Annotated in this window: 17 protein-coding genes; 7 read left to right on the top strand and 10 right to left on the bottom strand. The window is 69.4% G+C overall.

Annotation, left to right across the window (positions count from 1 at the left end):
• The coding region (locus AC2W7C_RS05015) for a M16 family metallopeptidase (RefSeq protein ID WP_486000454.1) at positions 1 to 637 on the top strand (637 nt) is incomplete at its 5' end.
• Positions 638 to 729: 92 nt separating this feature from the next.
• On the opposite strand, the gene AC2W7C_RS05010 is transcribed toward AC2W7C_RS05015, so the two are convergent.
• Both AC2W7C_RS05010 and AC2W7C_RS05005 read right to left on the bottom strand, forming a co-directional pair.
• Positions 730 to 1,404: a bifunctional 4-hydroxy-2-oxoglutarate aldolase/2-dehydro-3-deoxy-phosphogluconate aldolase gene (locus AC2W7C_RS05010; RefSeq protein WP_486000453.1), complete on the bottom strand. Its 675-nt coding sequence runs from the start codon at positions 1,402 to 1,404 to the stop codon at positions 730 to 732.
• 139 nt (positions 1,405 to 1,543) lie between these two features.
• Entirely contained in the window at positions 1,544 to 2,374 is an 831-nt protein-coding gene (locus AC2W7C_RS05005) for an alpha/beta hydrolase (RefSeq protein WP_486000452.1), read from the bottom strand.
• Between the two features lie 46 nt (positions 2,375 to 2,420).
• Here AC2W7C_RS05005 and AC2W7C_RS05000 point away from each other — a divergent pair, with 46 nt between their 5' ends.
• The 5 genes from AC2W7C_RS05000 (at position 2,421) to hmgA (ending at position 7,005) form a co-directional block, all read left to right on the top strand.
• Complete coding sequence (locus tag AC2W7C_RS05000; protein WP_486000451.1) at positions 2,421 to 2,678, top strand: Lrp/AsnC ligand binding domain-containing protein; 258 nt, start codon at positions 2,421 to 2,423, stop codon at positions 2,676 to 2,678.
• Between the two features lie 269 nt (positions 2,679 to 2,947).
• Positions 2,948 to 4,129 (top strand): acyl-CoA dehydrogenase family protein, encoded by a 1,182-nt coding sequence (locus AC2W7C_RS04995; RefSeq protein ID WP_486000450.1) that lies wholly within the window; start codon positions 2,948 to 2,950, stop codon positions 4,127 to 4,129.
• Positions 4,130 to 4,267: 138 nt separating this feature from the next.
• Positions 4,268 to 4,963, top strand: a complete 696-nt coding sequence (locus AC2W7C_RS04990) for an acyl-CoA dehydrogenase family protein (RefSeq protein ID WP_486000449.1) — start codon at positions 4,268 to 4,270, stop codon at positions 4,961 to 4,963.
• Positions 4,945 to 5,388, top strand: a complete 444-nt coding sequence (locus tag AC2W7C_RS04985) for an acyl-CoA dehydrogenase family protein (protein ID WP_486000456.1) — start codon at positions 4,945 to 4,947, stop codon at positions 5,386 to 5,388. The genes AC2W7C_RS04990 and AC2W7C_RS04985 overlap by 19 nt, the downstream gene beginning before the upstream one ends.
• A gap of 318 nt (positions 5,389 to 5,706) precedes the next feature.
• Complete coding sequence (gene hmgA / locus AC2W7C_RS04980; protein WP_486000448.1) at positions 5,707 to 7,005, top strand: homogentisate 1,2-dioxygenase; 1,299 nt, start codon at positions 5,707 to 5,709, stop codon at positions 7,003 to 7,005.
• Positions 7,006 to 7,309: 304 nt separating this feature from the next.
• Here hmgA and AC2W7C_RS04975 read toward each other — a convergent pair whose 3' ends face one another.
• From AC2W7C_RS04975 to AC2W7C_RS04940, 8 genes are all read right to left on the bottom strand, one after another.
• On the bottom strand, positions 7,310 to 7,717 hold the full coding sequence (locus AC2W7C_RS04975) for a hypothetical protein (RefSeq protein ID WP_486000447.1): 408 nt from the start codon (positions 7,715 to 7,717) through the stop codon (positions 7,310 to 7,312).
• An 86-nt stretch (positions 7,718 to 7,803) separates the two neighbouring features.
• Positions 7,804 to 8,301, bottom strand: a complete 498-nt coding sequence (locus AC2W7C_RS04970; RefSeq protein ID WP_486000446.1) for a glucokinase — start codon at positions 8,299 to 8,301, stop codon at positions 7,804 to 7,806.
• Positions 8,193 to 8,780: a glucokinase gene (locus tag AC2W7C_RS04965; RefSeq protein ID WP_486000445.1), complete on the bottom strand. Its 588-nt coding sequence runs from the start codon at positions 8,778 to 8,780 to the stop codon at positions 8,193 to 8,195. The genes AC2W7C_RS04970 and AC2W7C_RS04965 overlap by 109 nt, the downstream gene beginning before the upstream one ends.
• Before the next feature lie 164 nt (positions 8,781 to 8,944).
• Entirely contained in the window at positions 8,945 to 10,840 is a 1,896-nt protein-coding gene (gene edd / locus AC2W7C_RS04960; protein ID WP_486000444.1) for a phosphogluconate dehydratase, read from the bottom strand.
• Positions 10,840 to 11,556 carry a 6-phosphogluconolactonase gene (pgl, locus tag AC2W7C_RS04955; protein ID WP_486000443.1) on the bottom strand — a complete coding sequence of 239 codons (717 nt, stop codon included), beginning with the start codon at positions 11,554 to 11,556 and terminating at the stop codon, positions 10,840 to 10,842. The genes edd and pgl overlap by 1 nt, the downstream gene beginning before the upstream one ends.
• On the bottom strand, positions 11,549 to 13,006 hold the full coding sequence (zwf, locus tag AC2W7C_RS04950; protein ID WP_486000442.1) for a glucose-6-phosphate dehydrogenase: 1,458 nt from the start codon (positions 13,004 to 13,006) through the stop codon (positions 11,549 to 11,551). Before zwf ends, pgl begins: the two co-directional genes overlap by 8 nt.
• Positions 13,007 to 13,183: 177 nt before the next feature.
• Entirely contained in the window at positions 13,184 to 13,504 is a 321-nt protein-coding gene (locus AC2W7C_RS04945; RefSeq protein ID WP_486000441.1) for a hypothetical protein, read from the bottom strand.
• On the bottom strand, positions 13,495 to 14,067 hold the full coding sequence (locus AC2W7C_RS04940) for a peptidase S1 (RefSeq protein ID WP_486000440.1): 573 nt from the start codon (positions 14,065 to 14,067) through the stop codon (positions 13,495 to 13,497). The genes AC2W7C_RS04945 and AC2W7C_RS04940 overlap by 10 nt, the downstream gene beginning before the upstream one ends.
• 123 nt (positions 14,068 to 14,190) lie before the next feature.
• Between AC2W7C_RS04940 and AC2W7C_RS04935 the strand changes: the two genes are divergently transcribed.
• A partial coding sequence (locus AC2W7C_RS04935; protein ID WP_486000455.1) for an FAD-dependent oxidoreductase occupies positions 14,191 to 14,610 on the top strand: 420 nt, incomplete at its 3' end.

Here is a 14,610-nt window from a genome sequence, read left to right as displayed (position 1 = left end):
CGGGCAGGCGGCGGTGGCCGCGGCGGTGCGCGGTCCGCGCCGGTCGGACGGCGCCTACTATCCGCTGCTGGTGGTCAACGCCATCATGGGCGGCGGCCAGAACGGCCACCTGTTCCAGGAGGTGCGGGCCAAGCGCGGGTTGAGCTACGGCGCCTATTCGAGCCTGGCGGCGCGGAGGGACGGCGGGCTGCTGAGCGCCTCGACCCAGACCAAGAACGAGAGCGCCGCGGAGGTGGTCGACCTGGTGCTGAACGAATTCGACCGGCTGCGGACCGAGGTGGTGACGGATCAGGCGGTGACCGACCGGGAAGCGTTCGTGACCGGCGGCTTCTCGCGCGCGGTGGAGACCACGAACGGCCTGGGCGGGGTGCTGGCCGACGCGGTCACCTACGGCCTGCCGCTGACCGAGGTCGAGTCCTATCCGGGCCGGGTGCGCGCCACGACGCCCCAAGGCGTGATGGCCGCCGCGCAAGGTTTCAGCGCCGATGAGGCGGTGGTCGTCGTGGTCGGCCAGGCCTCAATGTTCATCGACGCCCTGCGCCAGAAGCATCCGGACGCGGTGGTCATCCCGGCGGCGGACCTGGACCTGAGCAGCCCGACGTTGGGTCTGATGCAAGTGCGCGCCGACGTGCAGTGAGGGTGGTTAGTGGTTAGTGATTGCCGGCTCCCCCAGCGGGGGACTGTCGGCGCCGCTCTGTCTGCGTCACCTACTAAATCACTAGCCACTAATCACTTCCGTGCTCGGAACGTCGCGATCGCGGCGACCGTGGCCTTCACATTGGCCTCGATTCCAGCCCAGTCGCCGGCCTTGACCGCCGCGTCGGTGATCAGCTTGGAGCCCATGCCGGCCGCGACGATGCCCGAGCCGAACCACTTCGCGATCGAGGCCTCGTCGGGATCGACGCCGCCGGTGGGCATGATCTTGGTCCACGGCATCGGGCCCAGCACCGCCTTGACGAAGTCCGCGCCGCCGACGGAGGCGCCCGGGAACAGCTTGACGATCTCGCAGCCCAGCTCGTGCGCCTGGCCGATCTCGGTGACCGAGCCGCAGCCGGGGAAGTAGGCGGTCATGCGCCGGTTGCAGATCTTGGCCACGTCGGGGACCAGGCAAGGGCTGACGACGAAGCGGGCGCCGCGGTTCAGGTAGAGGCTGGCCGTGCCGGCGTCGACGACGGAGCCGATGCCCAGGATCACCTCGGGGTCGGTCTTCTGGAGTTCGCGGGCGATGTCGCCGAACAGGTCGACGGCGAAGTCGCCCCGGTTGGTGAACTCGATGGCCTTGGCTCCGCCCCGGGCGCACGCGCGGATGACGTTCAGGCAGACCTCGGGGTCGGGGTGATAGAAGACGGGGGCCACGCCCTGGCTCTCGAGGGCGGTCAGGACGGCGAGGCGGTCGTGGCGCATTTCAACTCCGCTCATCCCCGCGCACGCGGGGACCCAGTGGTTCGGGCGGTCGGTGAGACCGGTGTCGCCCGAATGCTTATCCCATGGCGCCGGAGCCGTAAAAGGACTGGGTCCCCGCTTTCGCGGGGATGAGCAGAACTTATTGTTTCGCCAGCCCCACGATCCGCTTCACCAGCGCGCTGTCCGGATCGAACAACGGGTCCAGCACCGTGAAATGGTCCAGGCCAGGCAGGGCCTCATAGCGGGTCTGGACGCCCTGCGAGCCCCAGAGATCGGCCATCATCCGTGACTGGCGCAGGAACTCCGGGCTCTCCGCGCCGCCGACGACGCAGTCCAGGATCGTGCCGCCGGGAGTGGAGCCGTTGGGGGCCGGCCAGTGGATCGGGGACAGGGCGGCCGCCTCGGTCTGGTCGAGGCGGAGCGCGATGTTCAGCGAGGTCGGGATCAAGGGCTCCAGGTCGAAGACGCCCGAGACGGCCACGGCGGCCGAGGCGCGTCCTTCCGACAGCATGCAGGCGGCCATGTGTCCGCCGGCGGAATGGCCGAAGACGACGGGGCGGGTTCCGGTCCTGGCGCGCACAGCCTCGACCGCGTCGCGGACCTGGCTGAGGATGCGGCCCAGGCGGACCGAGGGGGCGAGGTCGTAGGATGGGATGGCCAGGCTGACGCCGTTGGCGAGCAGCGCCGGGGCGAGGCCGCTGAACCAGCTCTTGTCCAGCGCCTGCCAGTAGCCGCCGTGTAGGAAGACGGCGACGGGGGCCTCCTCGCCGGCCGAGAACAGGTCCATGACCTCGCGCTCGCCCGGGCCATAGGCGATCTCGACGGGCGGATGGGCCTCGCGGGCGGCTAGGGCCGACTGGCGCCAGCGCTCCATGACGGCGGGATGGCCCGGATAGCGGGCGCGGTTGTTGTACTCGGCCTCCAGGTCCGGGGCCTCGAAATCGATCTCGGCTTCAGGCTTACCCGTCACGCGTCCATCCGCTAGATGAAGCTCCGAACCGCCGGAGAGCCCAGCCATGATGACCGCCATCTTCGTCTTCATCAAATGCGAGCTGGGCCACGCCAATGACGTGGCGGCCGACATCGTGGACAACGTCGAATACGTCTCGGAAGTCTATTCGACCTCGGGCCAGTACGATCTGCTGGCGAAATTCAGCCTGCCCAAGGACCTGGACATCGGGACGTTCGTGACCAAGTCGGTGCAGACCCGGCCTCATATCCGGGACACCTTCACCGTGATCACCTTCTCGCCGTTCCTGCCCAGCGGAGGTTGAGGACATTTCACCTCTCCATCGCCCATCAAGGCGATGGAGAGGACAGACCGCGTCAGCGGTCAGGTGAGGGCGACGCTGGCGGCGGCCGCTCTGAGCTCTGATCACATCCGCCGGCGGCGCCCTCACCTGGTCGTCGCTTCCGCTCCGACCTGTCCTCTCCATTCGCTTGGAGGCGAATGGAGAGGTGAACGCGGCGCATTCCGTACCTGACGCAGCGTCACCCGGAATCGCTGCTAGGGTCTCGGCAGAGGAAACGCGGGGACACGCGCATGACCGATCTCGAGACCTTCCGCGCCGAGACGCGGGCTTGGCTGGAGGCGAACTGCCCGGCCGAGTGCCGCGGCCCGCTGGCCAATGACGAAGACCGGGTCTGGGGCGGGCGGAACCCGACCTTCAGGACCCCGGCGCACAAGCTCTGGATGGAGCGCATGGGCGCGCGGGGCTGGACCGCGCCGGAATGGCCGACCGAATACGGCGGCGGCGGGTTGAGCCGCGAGGAGGCCAAGGTGCTGGCGTCCGAGCTGCGCCGGATCGACGCCCAGATGGCGTTGTCCAGCTTCGGCATCTGGATGCTGGGGCCGGCGCTGCTGCAGTTCGGGACCGAAGAGCAGAAGAAGCGCTTCCTGCCCGAGATCGTGCGCGGCGAGATCCGCTGGTGCCAGGGTTATTCAGAGCCGGGCGCCGGGTCGGACCTGGCGGGTCTGCAGACGCGGGCGGAGGACAAGGGGGACCACTGGATCGTCAACGGCCAGAAGGTGTGGACCAGCTACGCCGACAAGGCCGACTGGATCTTCTGCCTGGTGCGCACCGATCCAGAGGCGCCCAAGCACCTGGGCATTTCGTTCGTGCTGTTCGACATGACTACCCCGGGGGTGACGACCAAGCCGATCACCCTGATCAGCGGCAAGAGCCCGTTCTGCGAGACCTTCTTCGACGACGTGCGGGTGGAGAAGGAGAACCTGGTCGGCACGCTGAACCGCGGCTGGGATGTGGCCAAGGCGCTCTTGGCCCACGAGCGGACGATGATCGGCGCGATCGGCGATGTGGGCGGCCGGCCGCTGGGCCAGGTGGCGACGGGGTCGATCGGCCTGGACGACGAGGGCCGGCTGGACGAGCCGATGCTGCGCGCCCGGATCGCCGAGCTGGAGGTGGACGCCGCCGCCTTCCGCCTGGCCATGGAGCGGGTGGGCGACCAGGTGAAGGCGCGGCAGGTCAATCCCGCCATCGCCTCGATGCTGAAATATTACGGCTCGGAGCTGAACAAGCGCCGCCACGAACTGCTGATGGCGGCGGGTGGCTCGGATGCTCTGGAGTGGGAGAGCGACCGCTCGCGTTACGGGACGGCGGCGCGCGACTGGCTGCGCACCAAGGCCAACTCCATCGAGGGCGGCACCAGCGAGGTGCAGCTGAACATCATCGCCAAACACCTGCTGCAGCTGCCGGGGGCGTAGGACTCCTTCTCGCGCCGTCATCCCCGGCACCCTGTGCCGGGGATCCATGATCTCGGTCGATGGCGGTGCGATGAACCTGAGAGCCGAGGTCATGGATGGCCGGGACAAGCCCGGTCATGACGAAGAGAGAGTTGGGCGATGCCGCTGATCCTGACCGAAGAGCAGACCATGCTGAAGGAGGCCGCGGACGGCTTCCTGGCCGAGAACGCGCCGATCGCGCACCTGAGGAAGCTGCGGGATTCGCGGGACCCCGACGGGGTGTCGCGCGACCTGTGGAAGGCATTCGGCGAGATGGGCCTGGCGGGCGTGATCATTCCCGAGGCGCACGGCGGCTCGGGGCTGGGCGCGGTCGAGGCGGGGGTGGTGGCCGAGGCGCTGGGCCGGACCCTGACGCCGTCGCCCTTCATGGCTTCGGGCGTGCTGTCGGCCAAGGTGCTGATCGACGGCGGTTCGGCCGAGCAGCAGGCGGCGTGGCTGTCGAAGATCGCGGCGGGCGAGGCGATCCTGTCGCTGGCCGTGGACGAGGGGCCGAAGCATGCGCCGGCGAAGATCGCGACCGTGGCCGAGCGGTCGGGCAACGGGTTCAGGCTGAACGGGGCCAAGGGCTTCGTGCTGGACGGCCACATCGCCGACGCCCTGATCGTGGCGGCGCTGACGGAGACCGGCCTGACGTTGTTCCTGGTCGACCCGAAGACGAAGGGGATCGAGATCGAGCGGACGGTGATGGTCGACGCGCACAACGCCGCGCGGGCGACGCTGACCGACGTCGAGGTGGACGCCGACGCCGTGATCGGCGCGGTGACGGCGGCGAGGCGCTGCTGGAAGGCGCGCTGAACCTGGGCCGGGCGTGCGCGGCGGCGTCGCTTACGGGGGCGGGCGACCAGGCTTTTCAGGTCACGCTGGAGTACCTGCGGACCCGCAAGCAATTCGGCAAGCTGATCGGCGAGTTCCAGGCGCTGCAGCACCGGGCGGCGCACCTGTTCTCCGAGATCGAGATCGCGCGGGCGGCCGTCATGGGGGCGCTTCAGGCGCTGGACGCGGGCAAGGAGAGCGCGCCGCTGGCGGTGTCGGTGGCCAAGGCCAAGGCGGGCAAGGTCGCCGAACTGGCGGTGCAGGAGGCGGTTCAGATGCACGGCGGCGTCGGCATGACCGACGAATTCGACGTCGGCCTGTTCATGAAGCGGGTGCGGGTGCTGAACGAACTGCTGGGCGACGCGGGCTTCCACCAGGAGCGGATGGCGAGAAGCCAGGGGTTCTGACAGCCAGTCTCCGTTGGACGGGGCTGGCGCTCCGGGTCCGGCAGGGGCTGGTTCTCACGAAGGACACGAAGAAAGAAAAGCTGCGGAGGGCACGACGGGGCCGACGCCCGTGGCCGCGCGCAGCGCCTTCACTTCCTCGAGGGGGAATGCCTGCGGCGCCTCGCGCTCGGTCTCGTCGTGTTCTTCGTGTGTCCTTGTGCTCTTCGTGAGAACCAGCGTTGTCGGCTTCACCCCTCCACCGTCCCATCGTCGCGCGACGGGGAGGAGACGTGACGCCAGGACCGCGCCCCGCTAAACCTCCCGCACGGGAGACACACCATGACGACGCGAGCCAACGCGCCCCAATACATGCCGGGCTTCGGCAACCACTTCTCCACCGAGGCCGTCGCCGGCGCCCTGCCCGAGGGGCGGAACTCGCCGCAGAAGACGCCGATGGGGCTGTACGCCGAGCAGTTGTCGGGGACGGCGTTCACCGCGCCCAGGACCGAGAACCGGCGCAGCTGGCTGTACCGGCTCAGGCCATCGGCCCAGCATCCGGCCTACAAGCCTTTCAGCCAGGGCAAGGTCCGCTCCGGACCCTTCCACGAGGCGCCGCCCAGTCCCAACCGGATGCGCTGGGATCCGCTGCCGCTGCCGAGCGCGCCGACCGACTGGGTCGAGGGACTGGTCACCTATGGCGGCAACGGCGATCCCGAGGCCGGTCTCGGGACCGGGATACACCTGTATGCGGCCAACCGGTCGATGACGGACCGGGTCTTCTACTGCGCCGACGGCGAGCTGCTGATTGTCCCGCAGCTGGGAGATCACGTTTTTGTCACGGAGATGGGACGTATCGAGGCGCGGCCCGGCGAGATCGTGGTGATCCCGCGCGGCGTGCGGTTCCGGGTCGAGGTCTCCGGTCCCGTGCGCGGCTATGTCTGCGAGAACTATGGCGCGGCCTTCCGCCTGCCGGACCTGGGGCCCATCGGCTCGAACGGCCTGGCCAATCCGCGCGACTTCGAGACGCCCGTCGCCTGGTTCGAGGACGTCGATCGCCCGACCGAGTGCGTGCAGAAATTCGGCGGCCGGCTGTACGCCACGACCTTCGATCACAGTCCGCTGGACGTGGTCGCCTGGCACGGCAACAACGCGCCCTACAAGTACGACACGGCGAAATTCAACACGATCGGCACGGTCAGCTTCGACCACCCGGACCCTTCGATCTTCACGGTGCTGACCAGCCCGTCTGACACGGCGGGGACCGCCAACGCCGACTTCGTGATCTTCCCGCCGCGCTGGATGGTGGCCGAGGACACCTTCCGCCCACCGTGGTTCCACCGGAACGTCATGAGCGAGTTCATGGGGTTGGTGACCGGAGAGTACGACGCCAAGGAAGGCGGTTTCGCGCCCGGCGGGGCGTCGCTGCACAACTGCATGAGCGGGCACGGGCCGGACCAGGCCAGCTACGACAAGGCGGTGGCCGCCCAGCTGAAGCCGGTGAAGATCGAGAACACCCTGGCCTTCATGTTCGAGACCCGGATGCCGATCCGCACCACGGAATGGGCGCAAACCTCGCCGACCATGCAGTTGGACTACGACGACGTCTGGACCGGTTTCGAGAAGGGACGCGTGGAATGAGACGCTTGATCCTCGCGGCGGCCGCGCTGCTGATGACGGCCTGCCAGCCCGGCCCCGCCACGGATGTCCAGGTCCGCCAGCCCTATGAAAGGCCGAACGTCGCGGTTCCGGAGAACGCCACGCCGGCCGAATGCGCCGCGCGGGGCGGGACGATGAGACCGGTGGGACGGGCCCAGTCGATGCAGTGCGTCGTGGCGTACGTCGACGCCGGCAAGCGCTGCACGACGGGCTCGGACTGCCAGGGCGACTGCCGCGTCGAGGACTGCGCCTCCCGGCCGCCGGGCCAGTCGCCTGTCGGCCGGTGTCAGGCGGAGCAGCCAGCCCTTCGGCTGCCACGCGACCGTCGAGAACGGCAAGGCGACGGCGGCGATCTGCATCGACTGAGGCCATGAAAAGCCCCCGCCGCGATGCGACGGGGGCGTCCGAAGCCTTTCGGCCGACCGGTCCTAGTGAGCGGCGCCGGCTCGCTGGAGGGCGAGGTGTTCGGCGTGTTCTGAGTCGTCATGCCGCCGTCGGCGTTGCCGGCTTGCTGCTCGATCTGGTCGGCCTTCTCGTTCAGGGCCCGCTCCTGAGCTTCGTTCGGGGTGGCGGCGGCTTCGGCCTCCAGGGCGTCCGCCTGCTGCTCGGCGGCCTTGTCGGCGGCGCTTTCACCGCAGGCGGCCAGCGAACCGGCGGCGAACAGGGCGGCCGAGGCGATGATCAGTTTACGCATGGGATAGTCCCTTCCTTATTGGAGACGACAGAACGCCACGGCCTAAGGAAGGTTCACGACTGCGTGAGAATTCCGTGACTTACGGCCTAGCTTGCGTCGGCGAAGGCGACCCGGGCGGCGCCCAGGAGGGCGGCGTGCTTGTGCAGGATCACCTGGGTCGGGATGGCGGCCATGTAGTCCTTGAAGCGACCCTTGCGCTCGAAGCGCTCGCGGAAGGGGCTGGCCTTGAGGAAGGGCAGGATGCGGGGGGCGATGCCGCCGGCGATGTAGACCCCGCCGCGCGCGCCGGTGGTCAGGGCGATGTCGCCGGCGACCGCGCCCAGGATGGCGCAGAAGCGAGCGAGCGTGGCCCCGCAGGCGCTGTTCGGATTCTCCAGGGCCTCGGCGGTGATCTGGGCGGGATCGTCGATGTGGGTCTCGCGGCCGTCGATCTCGGCCAGGGCCCGGTGCATGTTCAGAAGGCCGGGGCCGCAGATCAGACGCTCGATCGAGACGCGGTCGTAGCGGCGGCGCAGGATGCGCAGGATCTCGTCCTCGATCGGATCGCCCGGCGCGAAGCAGGCGTGGCCGCCCTCGGACGGCATGGCGATCTCGGTCCATGAGCGTCGCGCGCCAGGGCCGAGACGCCGAAGCCGGTGCCGGGCCCGAGCACCGCGATGGCGGCGTGCGGCTCGCCTTCGGCCGGGCCGCCCAGCGAGGCGAGCTGGTCGGACGGCACCACGGGCGCGCCCCAGGCCAGGGCCTCGAAATCGTTGATCAGGCGCACGGGATCGAGACCCAGGGTCTGGAGTTCGGCCTCGGACACCCGCCAGGGGGAGTTGGTCAGGTCGATCTCGCCGTCGGTGACGGGACCGGCCACGGCGATGACGCCGCCCGAGGGCTTGACCTCGCAGCCGTCGATGAAGGCCTTCACCCCTTCCAGGAAGGTCGGATAGCGCTCGGCGGGGAAGCTGTCGTGGTGCTCGAGCACCGGCCGGCCCTCGATCATGTGGGCGATGGCGAAGCGGGCGTTGGTGCCGCCGACGTCGCCGACCAGCAGGGTCTTGTCCCAGTTCACGGTCATGATCCTCTTCCTTCTACCCGCTCATCCCCGCGAACGCGGGGACCCCGTCCTGTCCAGCTTGACGCTGTTCTTCCGGACAATGTCTCAAACCAAAGTCCAACTCGCACGTCACCCAAAGCACTGGGTCCCCGCTTTCGCGGGGATGAGCGGAACGGGGTGTCGGGTCATGCGTCCACCGCGCGGTCGACCACGTTCGGGTCCGGCGGGGTGTCGGTGTGGCCCGTCGCGCCCATCGGCGGGCCGAAGCAGACCGAAGCCCCCTGTTCGGCCGTCGAGACGGCAGAGCGGAAAGCGGTGAACAATTCGCGGCCGTAGCCCCAGGCCGAGCCCTCGGCGTGGGACTGCGAACGATGGGCGGCGGGGCGGGCGGCCAGATCGCCGACGCCGACGGTGGTCAGGACCCCGGCCTCGGCGTCCAGGCGGATGACGTCGCCGTCGCGCACATGGGCCAAGGGGCCGCCGGCCAGGGCTTCCGGGCTGACGTGGATGGCGGCGGGGGTCTTTCCGCTGGCGCCGGACATGCGGCCGTCGGTGACGAAGGCGACCTTGAAGCCCTTGTCCTGGAGGACCGAGAGCGCGGGCGACAGGCTGTGGAGCTCGGGCATGCCGTTGGCGCGCGGCCCCTGGAAGCGCAGCACGACGACCACGTCTCGATCCAGCTTGCCGTCCTTGAAGGCCTGCAGCGCGTCCTCCTGGGTCTCGAAGACGGCGGCGGGGGCCTGGACGACGCGGTTCTCGGGCTTGACCGCCGAGACCTTGATGACGGCCCGGCCCAGGTCGCCCTGGACCAGGCGCAGCCCGCCGTCCTTCTGGAACGGGTCGGAGGCGGGGCGCAGGATGTCCAGGTCCAGGCTTTCCGACACACCGTCGCGCCAGACCAGTTCGCCGTCGACCAGGGACGGTTCCTGGAAATAGGCCTGGATGCCCTGACCCATGACGGTCGTGACGTCGGAATGCAGGTTCCCGGCCTGGGCCAGCTCGCGCGCCACGAAGGCGACGCCGCCGGCGGCCTGGAACGCGTTCACGTCGGCCGAGCCGTTCGGATAGACGCGAGCCAGCAGCGGGGTGACCGAGCTGAGCTGGTCCATGTCGGTCCAGTCGATCAGCACGCCGGCGGCGCGGGCCATGGCGACCAGGTGGATGGCGTGGTTGGTCGAGCCGCCGGTGGCCAGCAGGGCCACGATCATGTTGACGATCGACTTCTCGGAGACGACGTCGGCCATGCGGCCCTGACCGGTGCGAGCCAGCTCCACCGCGCGTTTCGCGGCGGCGGCGGTGAGCGCGTCGCGAAGGCCGGTCTCGGGGTGGACGAAGGCGGTGGACGGCAGGTGCAGCCCGCCCAGCTCCATCATCATCTGGTTGGAGTTGGCGGTGCCGTAGAAGGTGCAGGTGCCCGGCGAGTGGTAGCTGCCGATCTCGCTTTCCAGCAGGGTCTGACGGTCGACCTGGTTCTGGGCGTAGAGGGCGCGGACGCGGGCCTTCTCGGCGTTGGGGATGCCCGAGGGCATGGGGCCGGCGGGGGCGAAGACGACGGGCAGGTGGCCGAAGGCCAGGGCGCCCATGAACAGGCCGGGGACGATCTTGTCGCAGACGCCCAGCATCATGGCGGCGTCGAAGGCGTCGTGGGTCAGGGCCACGCCGGTGGACATGGCGATCACGTCGCGGCTGAACAGCGACAGCTCCATGCCCGGCCGGCCTTGGGTGACGCCGTCGCACATGGCGGGCGTCCCGCCGGCGACCTGGGCGGTGGCGTCCACCTCGCGCACGGCGTCGCGGATGATTTGCGGGAAGCGCTCGAACGGCTGGTGGGCCGAGAGCATGTCGTTGTAGGCGGTGACGACGCCGACGTTCGGCTGGGCGCCGGACATGGCGGTCAGCTTGTCCTTGATCGGCGCGCCGGCGAAGGCGTGGGCCCAGTTGGCGCAGGACAGCTTGGCGCGGCCGGCGCCCGAGTCGCGCGCGGCGTCCATGCGGCGCAGGTAGTCGGCGCGGGTCGTCCGGGAGCGCTCGACGATGCGGGCGGTGACCTCGGCGACGACGGGGTTGAGCGAGGCGGACATCAGGCCTTCTCCGTCCAGAGGACTTCGAGCGGGACCTTGTGAGCCAGCAGGGCCGCTATCGGGTGGACATCGGGATCAAGCCCGGCCTCGCGTTCGAAGACCTCGCGTTTGCGGGCGCCGGCGAGGGCCAGGACGACCCGGCGGGCGCCCATCAGATAGGGCAGGTTGATGGAGAGGCGCTCCAGCGAGGGCGCCATGCCGTCGCGGCCGGCGGCGACCCCGAACACCGAGGGCTTCAGTTGAGGGCTGAGCAGCGATTTCAGGGCGGGATTTTCGGGGAACATGGAGCAGATATGGCCGTCCTCCCCCATGCCGAGAAGGACCGCGTCGAGGCGCTTGCCCTCAGCGGCCAGCGCGTGGGCGGCCACGGCGGCGGCCCGGTCGACCGTAACCTGGGACGAGTAGAGAGGCAGGAAGCGGGCCTGGACGGCCGGTCCAGCCATCAGCGTCGACTTGAGGAGGGCCGCGTTGGACTCCGGCGACGATTCCGGGACGTAGCGTTCGTCGATCAGGGTGACGACGACGCGCGACCAGTCGAGGTCCGTCGAAGCCATCCGACGGTAGATCGGGGAGGGCGTGGAGCCGCCCGAGCCGGCGAAGACGGCCTTGCCGGTCTCGGCGACGGCGGCCGACAGCGCATCGACGAGGCGGTCGGCGCAGGCCTGGGCCCAGGCCTCGGCGGTAGGAAGGATTTGGATCGGGAAGGCGCTATTCATCGCGCGTGTTCCACGCCCGGCCGGTGCGTTCCAGCAGGTAGGCGGCCTCCGGCGGGCCCCAGGTCCCGGCCTTGTATTCGATCGGTTTCACCTGGCCGTCTGCCCAGGCTTCGGAAACCTCGTCGACCCATTTCCAGGCCTGTTCGGCCTCGTCGCGGCGGACGAACAGGGTGGAGTCGCCGTTCAGGGCGTCCAGCAGCAGACGTTCGTAGGCGATGCGGCGGCGGGGCGGCTTGGCGCGGCGATCGTTCTGGCCCCACGACAGGGACATCTGGATCGGCTGCAGCTGCATGCGCTGGTCCAGGCCCGGGCGCTTGTTCATCACCGACAGAGAGATGTCTTCCTCGGGCTGCAGTTCGATGACCAGGCGGTTGGCCTGCACCTGGCCGCGGTCGTTGTCGAAGATCGAGTGGGGCAGCGGCTTGAACTGGATGACGATCTCGGTGCGCTTCTCGGGCAGGCGCTTGCCGGTGCGCATGAAGAAGGGCACGCCGGCCCAGCGCCAGTTGTCGATGTCGGCGCGGATGGCCACGAAGGTCTCGGTGTCCGAGGGCTGGCCGCGCTCCTGGTCATAGCCGGCGGCGGGCTTGCCTTCGGAGGTTCCCGCCACGTACTGGCCCCGCACGGTGACGCGTTCGGCCTCTTCGTGGGTGATGGGGCGCAGCGAGCGCAGGACCTTGACCTTCTCGTTGCGCACCGAGTCCGGGTCGAGATCGGACGGCGGTTCCATGGCGACCAGGCAGAGCAGCTGCAGCATGTGGTTCTGCAGCATGTCCCGAAGCGCGCCGTATTCGTCGTAATAGGGCCAACGGTCGCCGACGCCGACCGTCTCGCCGACGGTGATCTGGACGTGATCGATCGACAGGTTGTTCCACAGCGGCTCGAAGATGGTGTTGCCGAAGCGGAGCGCGATCAGGTTCTGGACCGTCTCCTTGCCCAGGTAGTGGTCGATGCGGAAGACTTGGCTCTCGGAGAATGCGTCGGCGACGGCGTCGTCGATCTGGCGGAAGGTCTCCAGGTCGCGGCCGACCGGCTTCTCCAGCACCACGCGGTCCTCGGGCTCGGCCAGGCCGGCGGCGCGCATGGCGGTGACGATGCGGGCGTAGAGCGAGGGCGAGACCGCCAGGAAGGAGGTGCACGCCCCGTCGCCGACCTTGTCCTTGAGCGGCTTCAGGCTTTCCGCGGAGGTGGCGTCGACCGCCAGATAGTCCAGGCGGGCCTCCATCCGGGCCCAGGCGTCGTCGGACCAGGCGTCGTCGGCGCGGGCCTTGCCCTCGACGGAGGCGCGCACCCGGGCGACGTATTCGTCGCGGCTTTCTTCGGAGCGGGCGGCGCCGATGATCTTCAGGCCGTCGGGCAGCAGGCCGTCGTGCTCGAGGAAGTAGAGCGAAGGCAGAAGCATCCGCATGGCGAGGTCGCCGCCGCCGCCGAACAGCACCAGGGCCGCCATCCGTGCTCCTTCGCTCGTTGAACCCTTGTCGATGAAGGGTCTTTGGCCGGTTACGCCCGTCCCGCCAACACGTCGGGCCGCGCCTGAAACACCATGTGACGGTCGGGCCGAAAAAGCGAACGGACGCCGGGGGTCAATCCCCGACGTCCGGACGGGTTCCCGAAGCGGGAGCGGAGGTCAGGGGACCTCGGTCACCACCAGCTGGGCCGGGTTCATTCCGCCGCTGTAGACGCCGACCCAGATGTCGTAGACGCCGGACGACGGCTTGGCGAAATAGACTTGGGCGTTCGTGCCGCCGCCGCTGTCGTCGTCGCAGTACCACTCGCCGTCGGGCCCGTTGACCACCAGGGTGGTGTCGTCGCCGGACTCGGTGCGGATGGCCAGCGGAAGCGAGCCGGCCTCGTAGGTGATCTGATAGTCCGGGGCCGAGGCGATCGAGCCCTCGCAGGAGGACGAGACGTTGGAGGCGGCGATGGAGCCACCCGCGGTCAGCGACACCCGGTGCGGGTCAGGCGTGAAGCCGGAGCTGAGATAGACTTCGCCGAAGGTGGCGCGCTGGGAGGCGTCGGGCATGCCGCCCCCCCGCCCCCGCCGCCGCTCGAGTCGTTCAGTTCGGTGACGTACAGGGTCGCGGGCGTCGTGCCGCCGCCATAGGTGCCGACCCAGATGTCGTACGTGCCCGAGCGCGGGTTGTTGTAGGTCACCTGCGGGTTGGTTCCGCCGTTGGAATCGTCGTCGCAGTACCATTGGCCGTCGGGCCCGTTGACCACCAGGGTCGTGTCGGACGAGGCGTTGACGTAGAAATACAGCGGCAGGGAGCCGGCCTCGTAGGTCACCTCGAAATCGGGCGCGCTGGCGATCCGGCCCTGGCAGGGCGACCCCAGGCGCGAAGCGTCGATCGTTCCGCCGGCGGTAAGGTTCACCGAGTAGGGATCCGGCGTGAAGCCAGACGAGAGCCGGATCTCGCCATAGGTGGCGGTGGCCGAAGGATCCTGCGCCAGCGCGGGCGGCGCGGCCACGAGCAAAGCCGCCATCGCGGCGAGTACGGGTCTGACCAGCATTGTCCTGTTCCCCCAGGGTGTTGAACCGCGACGTTGCACCCGCCAGGGTCGCCGGGCAATGGTCCTGCTCGCTCCAGGCGACAAGACTTGGCGGGAGTGGCCGGTTCGCACTACTTGCGGGACATGACCAAGGTCCTGATCATCGGCGCCGGCCATGCCGGCGGAAGCGCGGCGGCCCTGCTGCGGCAGTACGGGCACGACGGCCCGATCGTGCTGGCGGGCCAGGAGCCGGCGGCGCCCTATCAGCGCCCGCCGCTGTCCAAGGCCTGGCTGAAGGGCGAGGCCGACATGGACGCCCTGCTGCTGCGGCCCGAGAGCTTCTACGCCGAGCAGGACATCGAGCTGCGCACGGGCGTGACGGCGACGGCGATCGACCCGGCCGCCCGGACCGTGAGCTTCGACGACGGCTCGGCCGAGACCTATGACATCCTGATCCTGGCGACGGGATCGACGGCGCGGCGGCTGGCGATCCCCGGCGCGGACCGGCCCGAGCTGCTGGAGCTGCGCACGATGGCGCACGCGGAGCGGCTGAAGGCCGCGCTG

This window comes from Brevundimonas sp. CURTG3B2_SDJG (assembly GCF_057364705.1).
The sequence above is the reverse complement of the archived record's forward strand: the minus strand, read 5'-3'. Positions and strand labels throughout refer to the sequence as shown.